This window comes from Nocardia sp. NPDC003726, from assembly GCF_053586955.1.
The window spans coordinates 17,636-35,554 of the sequence record NZ_JBSFNF010000041.1; the positions used below are offsets into that span (position 1 = coordinate 17,636).

Genomic DNA, 17,919 nt, shown 5'->3' on the forward strand with positions numbered 1-17,919 from the left:
GGTTCTGTCGGGTGGTCGGGTCAGTTGCCGTCGCGTGTCCAGCGGAAGCGCTCGCCGGGTGCGTCGTGCAGGACGACTTTCGGTGGGATGGGCAGTTCATGGAAGGCGGACTCGTTCGAATCCATCTGGTAGCCGGCGGTATTGGGATAGATCAGCAGATCGCCGACCTCGGCGGGGCGGGGCAGCGGCACCCGCCGCCAGCTCAGCATGTCGGAATCCAGACAGGTGGCCGCGCCGACGCTGGTCGGTGTCACGGCGCCGGGGCGCGCGGGCCACAGGACCGGATCGGGCAGGTACTCGCTGTCGAACCATTGCTCCGAGAGACTGAGGCTGGTGCCGTCGACGGTGAGCAAGCGGTAGGGCTCGCCGTGCGCGTGCCTGACCTTGCTGCCCTGGACGCGGAAGACGGTGCAGCCCGCGTGCGCGAGCAGCGCGCGTCCCGGCTCGATGGCCAGCCGCACGGCGTTGTCGCGCAGCCGCCCGGCGAGATCGGCGTGGTCGAGGATCTGGGCGAGCATGGCCGCGCCGGGCACCGGAAAGTGGTACGGATAATACGAATCGAAGGACTTCCCGGAGTGGAACCACCGCCTGTCCACTCGCGCGGTGAACTCCATCGCGGCCTCCGCCGGGACGTAGTCGACACCGAAGCCGCCGCCGATCGACACGGTGGTGGCCGGATGGCCCAGGGTGCGCGCGTGCAGGCAGCGGGCGATCAGCTCGCCCGCCAGTTCCGCGCGTGCCACCGCGTCGTAGCCGGACAGGTGGAAACTGAAGCCTTCCAGTCGAATCGACTCGTGTGCGCCGCACAGCGCGACGGCGGCATCGATTTCGCCGGAGGTCATGCCGAACCGGCTGGCCGATGCCGCGGGCAGCACGCGGATCAGCACGCGGGCGGGCTCGTCGGGGAACGCCAGCCCGGCGAGCCGTTCGAGTTCCCCGAGATCGTCCACGGCGATCAGCGCGCCGTGCCGGGCAGCCAGCCACAGCAATTCGTCGGCCTTGGCCGGGCCGGTCACCATGAGTTCGTCACCGCGCACGCCCTGTGCCAGCGCGGCGGTCAATTCACCGACGCTGGCGACGTCGACGCCGGCGCCGTGTTCCGCGCACGCCCGCGCGACGCACGCGGACTTGTTCGCCTTCTTGCCGTAGTAGATGGCGCCGTGCACCCCGGCGTGCGCGAACGCGGCGCGAAACGCCCGGATGTTCTGCCCGACCCGCGCCGGATACATCACGTGGAACGGGCCGCCCAGCGCGAAAGCCAGGTCGCCGAGCAGATCCGGATCGGCGAGCAGGCGGCGCTCCCACGGATCGAGATGCGCTGGCATCGGCGCGGCGCTGATCGAATCGCGCTCCGCCGCCTCGTTCCCCGGCTCCACGGTGACACTCACGTGTTCTAGTCCCACAGCGGCACCTCCGTGCCACGGCCTTCCGCGATCGCCCGCTCCGCCAGCGCGTGGGCCACCGCGATGTCGGTCAGCACCAGCCCGCTGTTGTAGACGAAAATGCGCTCGTCGTCGGAGCGGCGCGCGACCGCGCGGCGATTCAGGATCTGCGGCAGCTCGGCGTCGACCGTGCGCAGCGTGCCGTCGGGTCCGGCCATGTCGGTGCCGGTCAGCGCCATCTGCTCGGCGCTGGTCGCGATCACGCGGTCGGCGTCGATCAGCGTCGACGGCGCGAGCCCGTAGCCGACCAGCACGGCCACCGAACCCGCTGCCAGATCGTCGGATTCGAGCGCAACCTCGGTCCCCGGGCCCGCCGTCGCGAGCACGACATCGGCGGTGGCCGCCGCGGCGCGTGGATCGGTGACGGTCTCGAGCAGCGCGTGCGGATGGTGTTCGGCGAGCCCGCGGTGCACGGCCGCCAAGCCCTCGGGGTGCGTTCCGTAGACCATCAGCTTGCGCAGCTGCGGGTTCGCCGCGAGCAGGTGCGGCAGGGCGTTGCGCCCCTGGGTGCCGGTGCCGATCAGCAGCACGCTCTGCGCGCCGCGCCGGATCGTCTCGCGCACCAGCAGGGCCGACACCGCGGGCGTGCGCAGCGCGCCGACCCGCGCGCAGTCCATCATCGCGATCGGCGCGCCGGTGCTGTCGTCGTAGAGCGTGATGGTGGTGTAGTACCGCTTCGTGCTGCGATCGTGGCCGGGGTCGAACTTGTAGGAGGTCTTCATCGCCACCACGCGCCTGCGGCCGTCCCGGCCGAGCATGGCGTAGGCGACCGACCAGCCGTCCGGGTTCGCGACGCTGAGCTTGCGCGGGTTGTCCGAATCGCCTGCCGCCAGCGCCAGATACGCCTCTTCCACCGCGCGCACCACCGCGGCCGGTGTGATCGGCACGTCGGCGAGGTCGCTGCGGCTCAACACCCGCAGGGGTGTGCTTCGGTCACGCGTGCTCAAGGGGTCCTCGATCATGTCGTACTGCATCCCGCTCCTGAGTGCCGCTCTCGACCGGCGGGGTGACCGCCGCTCGGAACGGGGCTACGGTTTGTTGCCCGTAGCCATTCTCGTCGGCTTCCTCGGCGCGCCGCCGCCGTTCGGGAAGCCGGATGTTCACTCGCTTGAGCCACCGGTCGGTGCCGTCGTATCGCGCGGTGAACGGCACCCGGCCGTGCACGGCGACGTCGTTGTCCACGAGCAACAGCTCGCCGGGGGACAGGGCGGCGGTCACGCAGACGCGTTCGAGTTCGGCGGCGAGGTGTTCGTAGGCCGCGCGGAACTCCGGGTCGGCGTCGGCGAGCGGGGTGTACGCCGGGTCGTAGCGCAGGGTCTGCTGCTCGGGGCCTGCGGCGCTCCACAGCGTCGGAACCGATGTGGCCGTGTGGAATTCGTGGCCGTCGCCGTAGGAGACGTCCGGCAGGATCGGCAGTGTGGGAGTGCTGAGCAGTTCGCGCTGGGCGGTGGACAGCTCGATCCGGCGCACCGACGACACGGTGGTGCCGACCAGATCCGGGTTGCGCAGGCAACCGAGCATCAGCAGGTTGGCCCGCCGCGGATGGAAGGCGTCCTCGGTGTGCGGGCTCAGCAGCACTTTGCTGCTGGCCCCGGACTGCTCGTGCTCGTGACCGGCCGCGGGCACGATGTTGTTGACCAATCGCCCGTCCTGCTGGCCCTGCCAGCCGAACGGCTCGCCCGCACTGCGCGCCAGCAGCAGCATCACCAGGTCGAGTTCGAACGAATGCGCGCGCCGCCGCGGATCGCCGCTCCAGCGCGCCGCCTCCCGCCAGTTCGGCGGTGTCGGGCCGAACTCGTTGTCGGCCAGTGGAAGACGGCCGACGACGGCGGCGCCCGCGGCGGTGGCGGGCGGGCGCATGGCGTGACGGACCTCGTCGGGCAGACGCGCGGCGCCGGCATCGATCCGTTCGATGAGCGCCGGGTCCGTGAGGGTCCGGGCGGCGGCGGCCGGATCGGTGAGCGCGAGATCGAGTGTGGCGGAGATCTCTCTGGCCAGAGCGCGCACCGCACGGCCCGCCTCCGGGGAGAGCTCACGTCGTTCGAGATCTTGGGGGTGAAGCGTCTTACGTTCGGAGAGAACGCTTTTCACCGGGCTTCCCTTCTTCGCATCGGTGGGAAAAGCAGGGTTCACGATTAGTATGGGAAGGTAGCCCTTCGCACGTAGTGAAGCAAGGCTTACCTAAGCGAGTCGGGGAAAAAATAGCCAAATCGTATAACTTCGGCTCGGGGGTGGTGGGCTCGGCTCGCCCGAGCCGAGGTTTGCGGGAGATGCGCCCTAGCGCTGCCGTTTTGATGCCGGTATCGGTGAGTCGCGCAACGCATTAGGCTAGCCTGTCCTGATCGAAGCGCTGTGCGCGGTACCGCCGCGGGTTCGGTCAGGAAGAGGGACAGCACAATGGTTTTGAATCGACGGGACCTGCTGCGGTCGAGTCTCGGGGTGGGGGCGGTGCTGCTGGCGGCCGCCTGTTCCGATGACGCCGACACGTCCGGACCGGCGCGGCGTGGCGGCACCCTGCGGGTCGGCGCGCTCGGCACCGCCGCGCGCATCGAACGCGACCCGCACGCCAACCTCAGCAACGACAGCGACTTCCTCGTCACCTCTCTGGTCTACGACGCCCTCACCGTGCCGGGCGGCAACCCGAATGTCCTGCCGCGCTTGGCCGCCCGGTGGGAGCCGGACGCGGACCGGCGGCGCTGGAGCTTCACCCTGGCCGAGAACGCGACCTTCCACGACGGAAGCCCGGTGACCTCCGAGGACGTGGTGTGGTCGCTGCGCAGGCTGCGCACGGTCGGCGGCGCGTCGAAGATGCCCGTGGCCGTGGAGGACATCACCGCCGACGGGCCGAATCGAGTGGTGCTGGCCGTGCCGGAACCGAATACCCAGCTGCCGCTGCTGGTCCGGTTGATGACGTTCACGGTGAAGAAGGACACCACCGACTTCACCAGGGCCATCGGCACCGGGCCGTTCCGGTTGGAGTCCTATCAGGGCGGCAACGCCAGGCTGGTGCGCAACGAGCAGTGGCACGGCGGCCCGCCGCTGCTGGACGCCATCGAGGTCACCATGTTCGAAAGCGTGACCGCGCTGGGCAACGCGGTGCTCGGCGGGCAGATCGACCTGGCCTCCAACGTCGGCGCGATCGCGGGCCGCACCGCCGAGGGACGTGGTGACCTGACGGTCGTGCGGCGCTCGAACGACACCGTGGTCGGCGTCGCCATGCGCACCTCCGACGGTCCGTTCGCCGACGTGCGGGTCCGCACCGCCGTCCGGCTGGGCGTCGACCGCAAAGCCTTGGTCAACCAGGTGCATTCCGGATACGGGACGGTGGCCAACGATGTTCTCGGCACGGCCGATCCGCTCTACGACACCTCGCTCGCCCAGCGCACCCGCGACGTCGAACGGGCGAAAGCGCTGTTGCGCGAGGCGAATTTCGACACCGGGCGCAGCTACCCGATCGTCACCAAGGCGGAGGCGCCCGGTGAAGTGGAATCGGCGAAGGTGATCGCCACCCAGCTCGCCGAGATCGGCATCCGGCTCGACGTGGTCACCCAGGAGCCGAACGCCTTCTACGACCAGACCTGGCTGAAGGCGCCGCTGTACACCATCTCGTGGGGCACCAACGATTCCACGCTCTTCTTCGCGAGCAAATTGCTGTCGAGCGGATCGAACCGCAACGAAACGAACTTCAAAGACGCGGCATTCGACGCCGCGACCGCGAAAGCCCTCGCCGCGCACACCGACGCGGAGTACCGGCAGGCCGCTCAGGAGTTGCAGCGCATCCAGTACGAGCGCGGCGGCTACCTGGTCTGGGGCATGGCCGACGGCGTCGACATCGCCGCCTCCCGGGTGCGCGACCTGCCCACGCTCGGCGGCTTCGCCCGCGTCCAGCTGGAAAAGGCCTGGCTGGCCGGGTGATGTTCTTCGCGCGATTGCTGCTGCGGCGCGTCATCCTGCTGGTGACGCTGCTGGCCTGCGTCTTCGTCGCCGTGGACCTGCTGCCGGGCGACTCCGCCCGCGCGGTCCTCGGCCGGGAGGCCACCCCGGAGCAGATCGCGGCCAAGGAACGCGAACTCGGACTGGACCGGCCGCTGTGGGTGCGGTTCTGGAACTGGATATCGGGCGTGGTCACCGGCGATTTCGGGCGCACCGCACGCGGCAGGCCGGTGAACGACCTGCTCGCCGACAAATTCCCGCCGACGCTGCTGCTCGGTGGCCTCGCCCTCGCGGTGACCGTGCTCGCGTCGCTCGCACTCGGCGCGTGGTGGGCGACGCGGCCTGGCAGCGTGGCCGCGCGCGTGCTCCAGCCGGCGACGACCACCGCGGTGGCCGTACCCGAGTTCGTGATCGCCACGGTGCTGATCCTGGTGTTCGCGCTGGCGCTGGGCTGGCTGCCCGCGGTCACCGTCACCGGCCGGTCGGGGATGCCGGCCGGTCCGGAGATGCTGGTGCTGCCGGTGCTCGCGCTGGCGCTGCCCCAGATCGGGTGGAACACCAGGGTGGTGCGCGCCGCCCTCTCCGACGCCGCGCTCGCTCCCCACGTGGAAAGCGCCGTGCTGGACGGTGTTGCGGGCCGGGCCGTGCTGGCGCGGCACGTGCTGCCGTTCGCGTTGCCGACGATCGTCGCCAGCTTCGCCACCACGGTCGGGATGCTGCTCGGCGGTGCCCTCGTGGTGGAGACCGTGTTCAACTATCCCGGTCTCGGCGCGGTCCTGGCCGGTTCGGTGGCCGATCGCGACACCTCGGTGGTCGCCGCGGTGGTGGCGTTGTCCGGAGTGTCGATCATGGTCGTGCTCGCCGTCGCCGACGGCATCCGCGCCTGGTCGTTACGGGGGCGGCGATGAAGGTCTCCGCCGCGGCCGCCCGGCCGGTGCGACGGCTCGGCCGTCTGGCCGTCGCGCCCGCCCTGCTGGTCACGCTGCTGGCGGCGCTCGGGCCGTCGCTGGCGCCGCACCCGGCGGAGGAAGCGATCGGCATCCCGTTCGGCGACCCCGGCGCCGGCGCGCCGCTGGGCACCGACCGCCTCGGCCGCGACGTGCTCAGCCAATTGCTCTACGGCGGCTGGGGATTGCTGCTGGTGGCCGCGATCATCGCGGTGCTGGTGACCGGCTCGTCGTGTGTCCTCGGCGCGGTGGCGGCGCTGCGCCCGCGGATCGGCGAGTGGATCGAACTCGGCACCGACCTGTTCATCCTGCTGCCCGCGGTGCTGGGCATCCTGCTCGTGCTGACCTCGTGGCCGGACGCGGGCCCCATGGGGCTGATCGTTCTCGCGCTGCTGTTCGGCGTCCCTTATTGCGCCAGGATCTTCACGGCCGCCGCCGCCGGGGTCGCGGCCTCCGGATACGTGGAGAGCGCGCGGGCCGCCGGTGAGTCGCTCGCGCACTTGGTGTTGCGCGAAGTGATCCCGAACCTGCGCGCGGTCTCGACGACTCAGCTCGGGTTGCGTTTCGTCGCGGCGGTCTATCTGGTGAGCACGGCGTCGTTCCTGCAACTGCCCACCACGCTCGGTGCGAGCAACTGGGCGGTCATGGTGCGCGAGAACGCCTCCGGCATGCTGCTCAACCCTTTGGCCGTGCTCGCCCCGAGCCTGGCCATCGCGATCGTCGCGGTGAGCGTGAACCTGGCGGTGTCGGCATTCGGCGGAGGGGAGCGGGAATGAACGCGAACGTCACCACGAGCGCGCGCCGGACGGCCGAAGCGGACGGAAAGGTCCGGGCCGATCTCGTCGCGGTCGACGGCTTGACCGTGCTCGGTCCGGACGGGCGCGAATTGGCCGGTCCCGCGACCTTCCGGATACCGGCGGGCACGGTCACCGCGCTCACCGGTCCGTCCGGGTCGGGCAAGACCACCGTGATGCGCGCGCTGCTCGGACAGCTGCCGTCGGCCGCGGCGCGTGCGACGGGAACGGCCTCGGTCGCCGGACATGATGTGCTCACGCTGGATCGCTGCGCGCTGCACCGGTTCCGGCGCAGGAACATCGCCTACGTCGGGCAGGACCCCGGCTCGGCGCTGAACCCGCTGCTGCGCGTGCGCGCCCTGCTGCGCGAAGTCGCGCCGGACGCGTCCGATGCCACGCTGACCGACACGCTCGCGCTGGTCGGCCTGTCGCCGGAATACCTGCGCCGCCGCCCCGGCGAGCTCTCCGGCGGCCAGCAGCGGCGTGTCGCCCTGGCCAGGGCGCTGATCCGCCGCACCGGCGTGCTGGTGCTCGACGAACCGCTCGCCGGGCTGCACGGGGCGCTGCGCACCGACATCGCCGGACAACTCGCTGCGCTCGCCCGCGAACGATCGGCGGCGATCCTGCTGTCCGGGCACGACACCGCGCTGGTGCATTCCATCGCCGATGACATCGTCGAACTCGGTGCCGTCCGCCCGGAGACCTCGCATCCGGTTCGGGTGAGTGGTCAGCCGGACCGAACCCTCGGCGCGGCAGTGCGTTCGCCGGTCGCGTCCGGCGGCACGGCGTTCGCCGATTCGGGCGAGGAACCGGGAGATTCCGAGGAGCACCGCTTCGGTATCGGTTCGGCGCGGAACGGATTCGCAGGTGCGCGTGCCGTGTCGGGCCACGGTCCGGCGTCCACTGACCGGGACGAGCCCGCGGCGGCGCGAGCGCGCAACGGGCACAAGCCTGCGGACGACCGGCCCCGGGACATCGTGCTGCGGGCCGAGGGAATCGCCGCCTCGATCGACGGACACCAGGTGCTCGCCGACATCGACCTCGCGCTCGCGGCGGGCTCGGCGCTCGCGGTGGTGGGTGCGTCGGGCGCGGGCAAGACCACCTTGGCGCGCGTGATCGCGGGGCTGCACCACTCGGCGACCGGATCGCTCGAGCTGCGTGGCGAGCCGATCGCCGTCGGCGCGAACCGGCGCATCCCGCGCGGCGCGGGCGGTATTCAACTGGTCACCCAGAATCCCCGGTCCGCGCTCAACCCGCGCCGCACCGTGGCGCAAACGCTCGGCCGCCCCCTGCGGCGGATCGGGCGCGTCGCACGCCGGGACCTTCCGCGGCGGATCGCGGAACTCCTCGCCGCCGTCGAGCTGACCGCTGATCTGGCCGCCCGCTATCCGCACGAGTTGTCCGGCGGACAGCGCCAGCGGGTCGCGCTGGCCCGCGCGCTCGCCGCCGAACCCGCCGTGCTGCTGTGCGACGAGATCACCTCGGCGCTGGACCACACCACCGCGGCGGCGATCATGGCGCTGCTGGACCGGATCCGGATCGAACGCGGCACCGCCCTGCTGGTCATCACCCACGACCTGGCGCTGGTCGCCGAATACTGTCACAAGCTGCTGGTTCTGGACCACGGGCGCATCGTCGAATCCGGGCATACCGCAACGGTTCTCGCGGCGCCCGCGCACAACGCGACCAGCCGACTGCTCGTCTGACCAGCCGCAGGCGGGTCATGCCAGCCCCCGACACGCAGTGGACTCCGTCACCGGCTCGGCCCGGGCACGCGCCGTCATCTGGATCATGGAAGGTGTGTTGCGAAAGACCGGCGTCTGCGCCGCCGTCCTGGTGTTTCTCGGGCTCGCCGGTTGCGGGGGCGACCGCACCCCGATCCCGGAGGGCATCCCGCCCGGACCGGGCACCCCGCTGCCCGTGATCGACCTGGACGCTCCCGGCCGCACGGCCGTCCAGTTGCACGGCTGGGCCGACGAGCAGGCCGACCGGCTCGGCATCCCGCCGATCGCGCTGGAGGCCTACGGCTACGCGGCGGCCGTGATGACCAGGGCTCGCCCCGACTGCGGCATCGCGTGGACGACGCTGGCGGGCATCGCGAGCGTGGAGAGCAAGCACGGCACCCACCGCGGCGCACGGGTCGGCGAGGACGGCTCGGTCCGCCCGCCGATCATCGGCGTCCCGCTGGACGGCTCACCCGGCGTCGCCCGGGTCGATGACACCGACGGCGGCGCGCTCGACGGCGACCCGGTGCACGATCGCGCCGTCGGCCCGCTCCAATTCATCCCGGAGACCTGGAAGCGCTGGGGCGTCGACGCCAACGGAGACGGCGTCGCGGACCCGCAGAACATCGACGACGCCGCGCTCACCGCCGCCAGGTACCTGTGCGCCAGCGGCGGCGACCTCACCTCCGAGCACGGCTGGCAGCGGGCGCTGCTCACCTACAACCAGTCGCACAGCTACCTGCTGACGGTGCGCGACCGGGCCGCGACCTACAGCATCGGCCGCCGCGTGTGATGCCTCGGTCCCCGGAGTGCCGGTTACCCGCCGCGCTGACGGGACGATAGGCTCGCAGCGCACGGCCCATCCCGTGAGACCTACCGTGTCAGCAGCCGAAGGAGTGTCGTTTTCGTGGCCATCATCGAACAGGTCGGAGCTCGCGAGATCCTGGATTCCCGCGGTAACCCCACCGTCGAGGTCGAGATCGCTCTCGACGACGGCACCCTGACCCGGGCGGCCGTGCCCTCCGGCGCGTCCACCGGCGAGCACGAGGCCGTCGAACTGCGTGACGGCGGCGAGCGCTACGGCGGCAAGGGCGTGCGCAAGGCGGTCGAAGGCGTGCTCGACGAGATCGCGCCCGCCGTCATCGGCCTCGACGCCGTGGAGCAGCGCACCGTCGACCAGGTGCTGCTCGACCTGGACGGCACCCAGGACAAGTCCCGCCTCGGCGCCAACGCCCTGCTCGGCGTCTCGCTGGCCGTGGCCCGCGCCGCCGCCGAGTCCTCCGGCCTGGAGCTGTTCCGCTATCTCGGCGGTCCGAACGCGCACGTGCTGCCGGTCCCGATGATGAACATCCTCAACGGCGGCGCGCACGCCGACACCGGCGTCGACGTGCAGGAATTCATGGTCGCCCCGATCGGAGCGCCCACCTTCAAGGAGTCGCTGCGCTGGGGCGCCGAGGTCTACCACGCGCTGAAGTCGGTGCTCAAGGCCAAGGGCCTGGCCACCGGTCTCGGTGACGAAGGCGGTTTCGCGCCCGACGTGGCCGGCACCAAGGCGGCGCTGGACCTGATCAGCGAGGCCATCGACAAGACCGGCCTGAAGCTGGGCAGCGACGTGGCGCTGGCGCTGGACGTGGCGGCCACCGAGTTCTACACCACCGGCAGCGGCTACAAGTTCGAGGGCGTGGTGCGCTCGGCCGAGGAGATGGCGCAGTTCTACGCCGAACTGATCGGCGCCTACCCGCTGGTGTCCATCGAGGACCCGCTGTCGGAGGACGACTGGGACGGCTGGGTGAGCCTGACCGACCAGATCGGCGACAAGATCCAGCTCGTCGGCGACGACCTGTTCGTCACCAACCCGGAGCGCCTGGAAGAGGGCATCGCCAAGGGCGCCGCCAACGCGCTGCTGGTCAAGGTGAACCAGATCGGCACGCTCACCGAGACCCTGGACGCGGTGGAGCTGGCGCACCGCAACGGCTACAAGACGATGATGTCGCACCGGTCCGGCGAGACCGAGGACACCACCATCGCCGATCTCGCGGTCGCGGTGGGCAGCGGCCAGATCAAGACCGGCGCCCCCGCGCGCAGCGAGCGGGTCGCCAAGTACAACCAGCTGCTGCGCATCGAGGACGCGCTCGGCGATTCGGCGCGCTACGCGGGAGAAGTCGCTTTTCCCCGCTTCGCGTTCGAAGGCTGAGCTGCGGCACGAGCGAAGGGTCCCGGAGGAGGTAGCGTGCGTGCTCACGCGGAACGCCGGGACTGCCGCGAAGTAGAGACCGAGGCGTGAGATGACGGAGCGACGTGCGCGTGGGACCAGTCCGGCCGGACGCGGGGACCGCCGCACGTCGCGTGCCGCCGGATCGCGCCCGGCCGATGCCGCCGCCAAGCGCGGTCGCAGGCGATCGGAGTCGGCGGAGAAGCCGAAGCCGCGCAAGCACGCCTCCGGTCCGGCCGGTGACCGGCACGAGCACACGTTCCTCGGGCTCTCCACCGGCAAGGCGGTGATCCTGGCGATGGTGGTGTGCGGGCTCGCGCTCACCCTCGCCGTGCCGATGCGCACGTATTTCACCCAGCGCGCGGAGGCCGCGCAGCTGGCGCAGCAGCGCGAAGAGCTCGAGACGGATCTGGCCCGGTTGCGCGATCGTCGTGCCCAGCAGCAGGATCCGGCCTACATCCGCAGCGAGGCGCGCGACCGCCTGCGCCTGGTGATGCCCGGCGAGACGCCGTACATCGTGCAGGTGCCCGGCATCGAGGCGCCCGCGCCGCCGCCCGCTCCCACCAGAGCCAGGCAACCCGAGCCCTGGTACACCGAATTGTGGCGCAGCATCGCCGAGCCGCAGCCGACGCCGGAGGCCGCCGCGCCACTCCCGCAAGCACCGGAAGGACATAGGTGACCGCACCCACCGACCAGGATCTCGCGATCATCGCCGAGCAGCTGGGCCGCGAGCCGCGCGGCGTGCTCGCCATCGCCTACCGCACCCCGGACGGGATCCCGGCCGTTGTGAAGACCGCGCCCAGGTTGCCGGACGGCACCCCCTTCCCGACCCTCTACTACCTCACCGATCCCCGTCTCACCGCGGAGGCGAGCAGGCAGGAATCCGCCGGTGTGATGCGGGAGATGACCGAGCGGCTCGCCGTCGATCAGGAGCTGGCCGCCGCCTACCGCGCCGCGCACGAGAGCTATCTGGCCGAACGCGACGAAATCGAATCGCTGGGCACCGATTTCACCGGCGGCGGGATGCCGGAGCGGGTCAAGTGCCTGCACGTGCTGATCGCCCACGCACTGGCCAAGGGCCCGGGCGTGAATCCGCTCGGCGACGAGGCCGTGGCGCTGGCCGCCGAGCACGGCCTGCGCGGCACCGCGATCCCGGCCGACTGGCCCGCGTCCCGGCCGACTCGAGAGACTGGAGCACAGTGATGAGTGACCGGGTAGCCGCCGTCGATTGCGGCACGAACTCCATCCGCCTGCTGATCGCCGACGTGCGCGGTGACGGACGCCTGGCCGACGTGCACCGCGAGATGCGCATCGTCCGTCTCGGTCAGGGCGTCGACGCGACCGGCTCGCTGGCGCCGGAGGCGATCGAACGCACCCGCGCCGCCTTGGCCGACTACGCGGCGCTGATGCGCGAAGCGGGGGTCGGCCGGGTGCGAATGGTGGCCACGTCCGCCACCAGGGACGCCGCCAACCGGGAGGACTTCTTCGCCATGGCCCGCGCCGAACTCGGCGCCGTGGTCGAGGGCGCGGAAGCCGAGGTGATCACCGGCGACGAGGAGGCGCGCCTGTCGTTCGCCGGCGCCATCGGCGAATTGTCCAGCGCCGCAGGTCCTTTCGTCGTGGTCGATCTGGGCGGCGGTTCCACCGAGCTGGTGTTCGGGGACAGCGAGGGGGTGCGGGCCGCGTTCTCCGCCGATATCGGCTGTGTGCGGATCACCGAACGGTGCCTGGCGGGCAACCCGCCGACCGCCGAGGAGATCGCCTCCGCCCGCGCCTTCGCCACCGAGCGGTTGGCCGAAGCGTTCACGCACGTGCCGGTGGAAGGGGCGCACACCTGGGTCGGCGTGGCGGGCACGATGACCACGCTCGCCGCGGTCGCGCTCGACCTTCCCGAATACGATTCGCAGCGCGTGCATCTCACCCGATTGACTTCCGAGCAGGTGCACCAGGTCTGCGATCGGCTGATCGCCATGGATCACGATCAGCGCGCCGCGCTGGGTCCGATGCATCCCGGCCGGGTGGACGTGATCGGCGGCGGCGCGATCATCACCGAAGTGCTCGCCGAGGAGTTGTCCCGGCGGGCGGGCATTTCCGAGCTGGTCGTCAGCGAGCACGACATTCTCGACGGCATCGCGCTGTCGATCGCCTGAACCGGCCCGGTCGCTGGACGGATACCGGCCCGGTCAGTTCTGCGGGACGTGGCCGTTGAGCTTCACTTCGGCGTGCGCGTCGGCTCCAGGGCGGTCTCCGATGCCGATGCCCCTCCCTCGGCGCGCCTTGCCGACGGCGATATCGGCGAGCCGGGACAGCGATTCCATGTTGCGCGGCACCAGAAGCAGTTCCTGCAGCACGTTGGGCACCAAGGTGCCCAACCCGCGTTCGGAGTGTTCGTACATCCGGATCTGCGTTTCGCCCGGCACGGTTTCCACCAGCTCCAGCCGGATCCACGCGGCGCCGAGCGGCGAGAGCTTGGCCTCCAGCTCCAGCATGTGCGGCGGTTCGGCCGAAACGACCCGCGTGGTGTCGTTGACGGTGAACGGCCACACGCCCGCGCTGTAGTGCAGCACGGAGCCCGGGCCCGGCCACGCTTCGTCGACGTCGCGGATGTGCGTCGCGCCGACCACCCAGGCGGCGAACAGCCATCCGTCGGCCAAGACGTCGAAGACTTGTTCCGGTGTCGTCGGCACGGTGATTTCCACGTGGACCATCAGCTCAACGCTTTCTGGGTGCGGTTTGCCTGTCGATTGCGGGGTGCCCGGTGGTGGGGTGGGCAAACCACGTCTCGGGATCTGATTCGCCGTCGCGCGTGAACAGAACAAACGAATCGTCCCCGGCGTCGTCCGAGATGCGATCTTCTGAGCATGGTCGAACCGGAAACATCGCCTCGGACGCTTCGTCTACTACTAGGCGACCGAGGGCGGTGCGGGCTTGGCCGAGGACACGGCCATCGGCGCCTGCGGCGGCCTGTGCTCCGTGCTGGGCGGCTGGGTCGCCGACCGTTTGCTCAGAATGCGGCGGCCGTGGTTGCGCGGTGTTGACGGCACTGTATTTTTTCTCGGATGGTCTCGGCACATCGATGTCGGGTAGTTTGGCTCGGTTCTATGACCCAGGTCACGAGTTCGCGTACTTCGGTATCACCGAGACGGCCGTGGCGTGTGCGGGGGCTGATCGTCGCCGCCATCGCGCCATGGCTCCGCGAATTCACGGCCGGCGTGCATCCACTCGCCGTGTGGGTACAGAACACAAGCAAGCAGCAAGGATTAAGGAGAACGCGTGACCAACCCCGGGCCACGAGCCGATTCGGCGGGTGATGTCTCGTCTCGATGGGGCGGTCTGTTCCGCACCAAGTCCATCGAACAGTCGATCCGCGACACCGACGAACCCGACTCGAAACTACGCAAGGACCTGACCGCCTGGGATCTCACCATCTTCGGCGTGGCCGTCGTGGTCGGCGCGGGCATCTTCACCCTCACCGCGCGCACCGCGGGCAATGTCGCGGGTCCGTCCGTCTCGCTCGCCTTCGTGTTCGCCGCCATCGCCTGCGGGCTGACCGCGCTGTGCTACGCCGAGTTCGCCTCCACCGTGCCGGTGGCTGGCAGCGCCTACACCTACTCCTACGCCACCTTCGGCGAACTCGTCGCCTGGATCATCGGCTGGGACCTGATCCTGGAGTTCGCGCTCGCCGCCGCCGTCGTGGCGAAGGGCTGGTCGCAGTACCTCGGCGAGGTGATCGGCACCTCCCCGATCGCGCATCTCGGCCCGGTGACCTTCGACTGGGGCGCGGTGCTGCTGATCACGGTGCTCGGCGTGCTGCTCGCGACCGGCACCAAGGTGTCCTCGCGGGTGTCGGCGGTGGCCGTCGCGATCAAGCTGGGTGTGATCGCGCTGGTGCTGGTCGTCGGCCTCACCTATTTCAAGTCCTCGAACCTCACGCCCTACATCCCGCCGTCGCAGCCCGGTGAGCGGGGTGAAGGGCTGCGGCAGTCGCTGTTCTCCTTCCTGACCGGCGCCGGGGCCAGCAACTTCGGCTGGTACGGCCTGCTCGCCGCCGCCAGCCTGGTGTTCTTCGCGTTCATCGGCTTCGACGTGGTCGCCACGACGGCGGAGGAGACCCGCAATCCGCAGAAGGCGGTGCCGCGCGGCATCCTCGGCTCGCTGCTCATCGTGACGGTCCTGTACGTGGCGGTGTCGCTGGTGCTCACCGGCATGGTGCCCTACACCGAGTTGTCGGGTAACGACGCGACGCTGGCCACGGCGTTCGGCATCCACGGGGTGACCTGGGCGAAGAACATCATCTCGATCGGCGCCCTCGCCGGGCTCACCACGGTGGTCATGGTGATGTACCTCGGGCAGACCCGGGTGCTGTTCGCGATGTCGCGCGACGGGCTGATGCCGCGCAAGCTCGCGCACACCGGCAAGAACGGCACGCCGGTGCGGGTCACCGCCATCGTCGGCGTCGCGTGCGCGCTGCTGGCCGGCTTCGTGGACTTCGGCACGCTGGAGGAGATGGTCAACATCGGCACGCTGTTCGCGTTCGTGCTGGTGTCGGTGGGCGTGCTGATCCTGCGGCGCACCCGCCCTGACCTGCCGCGCGGATTCCGGGTGCCCCTCGTGCCGGTGATCCCCGTCCTTGCGGTGCTGTCGTGCCTGTGGCTGATGCTGAATCTCTCGGTGGAGACCTGGCTGCGGTTCCTGGTGTGGATGCTGATCGGGTTCGTCGTCTACTTCGCCTACTCGCGGCGCAACTCCGTGCTCCGGAAGGCTTCCGCCACCTAGTCGCGCGGCCGGAGTTCGGCTGCGGATAGCCTGACGCCGTGTCGCAGCGTGAGTTGGTTGTTCTCGGGACCGCTAGTCAGGTGCCGACGAAACAGCGAAACCACAACGGGTACCTGCTCAGGTGGGACGACGAGGCGATCCTGTTCGATCCCGGTGAGGGCACGCAACGGCAGATGACCTATGCCGGAGTGACCGTCACCGGGCTCACCCGGATCGCCATCACCCATTTCCACGGCGACCACAGTCTCGGGCTGGCCGGAGTGGTGCAGCGGATCAACCTCGACCGGGTGCCGCATCCGGTGGACGTCTGCTTCCCGGCGTCCGGCGCGGCGTACTACGAGCGTCTGGTCAACGCGACGTCCTACTATCACCGCGCCGAGCTGCGCCCCCGTCCGATATTCGGACCAGGCCCCGTGGACCTGCCCGAGGCGCCGTTCACGGTGACGGCGGTCGCGCTCTCGCATCCGGTGGAGGCTTTCGGCTATCGGCTCAGCGAGCCGCCCGGCCGCCGCATCCTGCCGGACCGGCTGCGCGCCCTCGGGCTGCGCGGCCCGGTCATCTCCGAACTGCAACAGCGCGGCAGCGTCGAGTTCGAGGGGCGGACGATCACTTTGGCCGAGATCAGCGAACCGCGATCCGGTCAGAGTTTCGCCTTCGTGATGGACACCCGGCTGTGCCCCGGCATCGCGGAGCTCGCCGCCGATGTCGACATGCTCGTCATCGAGGCCACCTTCCTGGACGCCGACGAACACCTCGCCGTCGAATACGGCCACCTCACCGCGGGCCAAGCCGCGCGGGTGGCCGCCGACGCGGGCGTGCGGACCCTGGTGCTCACCCACTTCTCCCAGCGCTACCGCGACCTCGACGAGCACATGGCCGAAGCGGCGAAGTACTTCACCGGCGAGATCCACATCGCCACCGACCTCGCCCGAATCCCCGTGCCGCCCCGGCGCTGACAGATCCGCCACGCCGAGAACACGCGCGGACGCTAACACCAGCCCGCCGCCGACGATCTAGTTCTCTGGGACGCCTGCCACCCCCGGGCCACGAACAACCGCCACCGGCGCCGGTCACCCGACCGCACCCTCGGCACCCGCCCACGGCCGACGCCCCGCCACCCCGGCGAATTGTCGGAATTCCGGTACAGCCGTACGACTCGGTACGCTGTCCCGGACGCCCCTATAGCCCAATTGGCAGAGGCAGCGGACTTAAAATCCGCCAAGTGTCGGTTCGAGTCCGACTGGGGGCACCTACGAAACCGCAGGTAGATCCTGTTTCCCGGCTTCCGGTGCGACGGCGTCCGCGCCCTCAGTCCGCAGTGAGTCCGCAGCAGCGGCCAGCGCGCCCCGGTTCATTGCGTCCGCGACCGGGTCCAGGTCGTCATCGAACAGATGCCCGTACAGGTCCAAGGTCAGCGTCGCCGTCTTGTGTCCCAACATCTTCTGCACGACCTTGATGTTCGCCCCCGCGCTGATCGCCAGCGACGCCGCCGTGTGCCGAAGGCCGTGCGGAACCATCCCGTCCAGACCGGTCATAGCTACCGCCTGATCGAAGGCTCAACGGAACTCTCCCAGCCGCAGGTGCCCACCGTTGCGGCTCTCGAACACCACAGGAGCACCGTCGCGGCCGTCCAGGATCGCGGCCAGCAACTCCGCCAGGAAGTCGGCACCGACTGTGAGGTGTGGTTCTTCATGTCGGTCTCCACGATCTCTGGATCAACAGAAGCAGTGCTGGCCGCGACGTGAGCCGTACCGACATACCTCCCGCAGCCGAAGAAGTGCCACCGGTTCTCTTCCGGTCAACTGCAGCGGTTCCGTCGAACCAAACCGAAGCCCCGGGATGCTATTGACAATGGACGGCCGGGCCATATCGAATACGCTTCAGTTCGACATACCATCGTCAGCGCGGCTTTCTATAGAAATCCCTAGTCGACGCTTGACGTTCCACATAAATAAGGAAGTCGCACCATCGCGCTTCCCAGATGCTCACCAGATTCCTTAGAGCATGTCTCACGTGGCTGATTTGGCGAGTTTCTTGTAGCAGGTCAGGGCCGCAGCGAGGGTGAGGAAGGCGAGGAAGTGGGTGGCCTTG

The 17,919-nt window shown here is 70.0% G+C and carries 16 protein-coding genes and 1 tRNA gene; 12 read left to right on the top strand and 5 right to left on the bottom strand.

The genetic code is table 11. The features are described 5' to 3' along the window. Window positions 1-20: 20 nt before the first annotated feature. From ACWDMM_RS32060 to ACWDMM_RS32070, 3 genes are all read right to left on the bottom strand, one after another. On the bottom strand, window positions 21-1,325 hold the full coding sequence (locus ACWDMM_RS32060) for an alanine racemase (RefSeq protein ID WP_449941274.1): 1,305 nt from the start codon (window positions 1,323-1,325) through the stop codon (window positions 21-23). Between the two features lie 68 nt (window positions 1,326-1,393). Further along, entirely contained in the window at window positions 1,394-2,404 is a 1,011-nt protein-coding gene (locus ACWDMM_RS32065; protein WP_195082654.1) for an ornithine cyclodeaminase family protein, read from the bottom strand. Further along, window positions 2,376-3,533 (bottom strand): TauD/TfdA family dioxygenase, encoded by a 1,158-nt coding sequence (locus ACWDMM_RS32070; RefSeq protein ID WP_449941261.1) that lies wholly within the window; start codon window positions 3,531-3,533, stop codon window positions 2,376-2,378. Before ACWDMM_RS32070 ends, ACWDMM_RS32065 begins: the two co-directional genes overlap by 29 nt. A 306-nt stretch (window positions 3,534-3,839) precedes the next feature. Here ACWDMM_RS32070 and ACWDMM_RS32075 point away from each other — a divergent pair, with 306 nt between their 5' ends. The 9 genes from ACWDMM_RS32075 to ACWDMM_RS32115 all read left to right on the top strand — a co-directional run bounded on the left by ACWDMM_RS32075 (window position 3,840) and on the right by ACWDMM_RS32115 (window position 13,202). Continuing rightward, entirely contained in the window at window positions 3,840-5,357 is a 1,518-nt protein-coding gene (locus ACWDMM_RS32075) for an ABC transporter substrate-binding protein (protein WP_449941264.1), read from the top strand. Continuing rightward, window positions 5,357-6,283, top strand: coding sequence for an ABC transporter permease (locus tag ACWDMM_RS32080; protein WP_195082655.1), 927 nt, complete (start codon window positions 5,357-5,359; stop codon window positions 6,281-6,283). The genes ACWDMM_RS32075 and ACWDMM_RS32080 overlap by 1 nt, the downstream gene beginning before the upstream one ends. Continuing rightward, window positions 6,280-7,098, top strand: a complete 819-nt coding sequence (locus ACWDMM_RS32085) for an ABC transporter permease (RefSeq protein WP_195082496.1) — start codon at window positions 6,280-6,282, stop codon at window positions 7,096-7,098. The genes ACWDMM_RS32080 and ACWDMM_RS32085 overlap by 4 nt, the downstream gene beginning before the upstream one ends. Beyond that, window positions 7,095-8,822, top strand: coding sequence for an ABC transporter ATP-binding protein (locus ACWDMM_RS32090; RefSeq protein ID WP_449941267.1), 1,728 nt, complete (start codon window positions 7,095-7,097; stop codon window positions 8,820-8,822). Before ACWDMM_RS32085 ends, ACWDMM_RS32090 begins: the two co-directional genes overlap by 4 nt. A gap of 85 nt (window positions 8,823-8,907) precedes the next feature. Next, window positions 8,908-9,633, top strand: coding sequence for a lytic transglycosylase domain-containing protein (locus tag ACWDMM_RS32095; protein WP_195082498.1), 726 nt, complete (start codon window positions 8,908-8,910; stop codon window positions 9,631-9,633). Between the two features lie 114 nt (window positions 9,634-9,747). Beyond that, a complete protein-coding gene (gene eno, locus ACWDMM_RS32100) occupies window positions 9,748-11,034 on the top strand; it encodes a phosphopyruvate hydratase (RefSeq protein WP_195082499.1) in 1,287 nt (428 codons plus the stop codon). 91 nt (window positions 11,035-11,125) lie between these two features. Continuing rightward, complete coding sequence (locus tag ACWDMM_RS32105; protein ID WP_195082500.1) at window positions 11,126-11,731, top strand: FtsB family cell division protein; 606 nt, start codon at window positions 11,126-11,128, stop codon at window positions 11,729-11,731. Continuing rightward, complete coding sequence (locus ACWDMM_RS32110) at window positions 11,728-12,255, top strand: DUF501 domain-containing protein (protein ID WP_195082501.1); 528 nt, start codon at window positions 11,728-11,730, stop codon at window positions 12,253-12,255. Before ACWDMM_RS32105 ends, ACWDMM_RS32110 begins: the two co-directional genes overlap by 4 nt. After that, window positions 12,255-13,202, top strand: coding sequence for a Ppx/GppA phosphatase family protein (locus tag ACWDMM_RS32115; RefSeq protein WP_357112192.1), 948 nt, complete (start codon window positions 12,255-12,257; stop codon window positions 13,200-13,202). The genes ACWDMM_RS32110 and ACWDMM_RS32115 overlap by 1 nt, the downstream gene beginning before the upstream one ends. A 33-nt stretch (window positions 13,203-13,235) precedes the next feature. Here ACWDMM_RS32115 and ACWDMM_RS32120 read toward each other — a convergent pair whose 3' ends face one another. Then, on the bottom strand, window positions 13,236-13,760 hold the full coding sequence (locus ACWDMM_RS32120) for an SRPBCC family protein (RefSeq protein ID WP_195082503.1): 525 nt from the start codon (window positions 13,758-13,760) through the stop codon (window positions 13,236-13,238). A 565-nt stretch (window positions 13,761-14,325) separates the two neighbouring features. Here ACWDMM_RS32120 and ACWDMM_RS32125 point away from each other — a divergent pair. From ACWDMM_RS32125 to ACWDMM_RS32135, 3 genes are all read left to right on the top strand, one after another. Then, on the top strand, window positions 14,326-15,828 hold the full coding sequence (locus ACWDMM_RS32125; protein ID WP_323124602.1) for an amino acid permease: 1,503 nt from the start codon (window positions 14,326-14,328) through the stop codon (window positions 15,826-15,828). Window positions 15,829-15,866: 38 nt separating this feature from the next. Beyond that, window positions 15,867-16,784: a ribonuclease Z gene (locus tag ACWDMM_RS32130; RefSeq protein WP_195082504.1), complete on the top strand. Its 918-nt coding sequence runs from the start codon at window positions 15,867-15,869 to the stop codon at window positions 16,782-16,784. A 219-nt stretch (window positions 16,785-17,003) separates the two neighbouring features. Beyond that, window positions 17,004-17,077, top strand: a tRNA-Leu gene (locus ACWDMM_RS32135). Window position 17,078: 1 nt separating this feature from the next. Here the strand turns inward: ACWDMM_RS32135 and ACWDMM_RS32140 are convergent. Beyond that, the gene (locus tag ACWDMM_RS32140; protein WP_323124601.1) at window positions 17,079-17,363 is read right to left on the bottom strand and encodes a tyrosine-type recombinase/integrase; all 285 of its coding nucleotides are present in this window, start codon (window positions 17,361-17,363) and stop codon (window positions 17,079-17,081) included. Between the last annotated feature and the right edge of the window lie 556 nt (window positions 17,364-17,919).

Excerpts from the sequence above, each read along its gene's own strand:
- ACWDMM_RS32060 (WP_449941274.1), bottom strand. The coding sequence starts at position 1,325 with ATGCCAGCGCATCTCGATCCGTGGGAGCGCCGCCTGCTCGCCGATCCG.
- ACWDMM_RS32065 (WP_195082654.1), bottom strand. The coding sequence starts at position 2,404 with ATGATCGAGGACCCCTTGAGCACGCGTGACCGAAGCACACCCCTGCGG.
- ACWDMM_RS32075 (WP_449941264.1), top strand. The coding sequence starts at position 3,840 with ATGGTTTTGAATCGACGGGACCTGCTGCGGTCGAGTCTCGGGGTGGGG.
- ACWDMM_RS32080 (WP_195082655.1), top strand. The coding sequence starts at position 5,357 with ATGTTCTTCGCGCGATTGCTGCTGCGGCGCGTCATCCTGCTGGTGACG.
- ACWDMM_RS32085 (WP_195082496.1), top strand. The coding sequence starts at position 6,280 with ATGAAGGTCTCCGCCGCGGCCGCCCGGCCGGTGCGACGGCTCGGCCGT.
- ACWDMM_RS32090 (WP_449941267.1), top strand. The coding sequence starts at position 7,095 with ATGAACGCGAACGTCACCACGAGCGCGCGCCGGACGGCCGAAGCGGAC.
- ACWDMM_RS32095 (WP_195082498.1), top strand. The coding sequence starts at position 8,908 with ATGGAAGGTGTGTTGCGAAAGACCGGCGTCTGCGCCGCCGTCCTGGTG.
- ACWDMM_RS32105 (WP_195082500.1), top strand. The coding sequence starts at position 11,126 with ATGACGGAGCGACGTGCGCGTGGGACCAGTCCGGCCGGACGCGGGGAC.
- ACWDMM_RS32115 (WP_357112192.1), top strand. The coding sequence starts at position 12,255 with ATGAGTGACCGGGTAGCCGCCGTCGATTGCGGCACGAACTCCATCCGC.
- ACWDMM_RS32120 (WP_195082503.1), bottom strand. The coding sequence starts at position 13,760 with ATGGTCCACGTGGAAATCACCGTGCCGACGACACCGGAACAAGTCTTC.
- ACWDMM_RS32140 (WP_323124601.1), bottom strand. The coding sequence starts at position 17,363 with ATGACCGGTCTGGACGGGATGGTTCCGCACGGCCTTCGGCACACGGCG.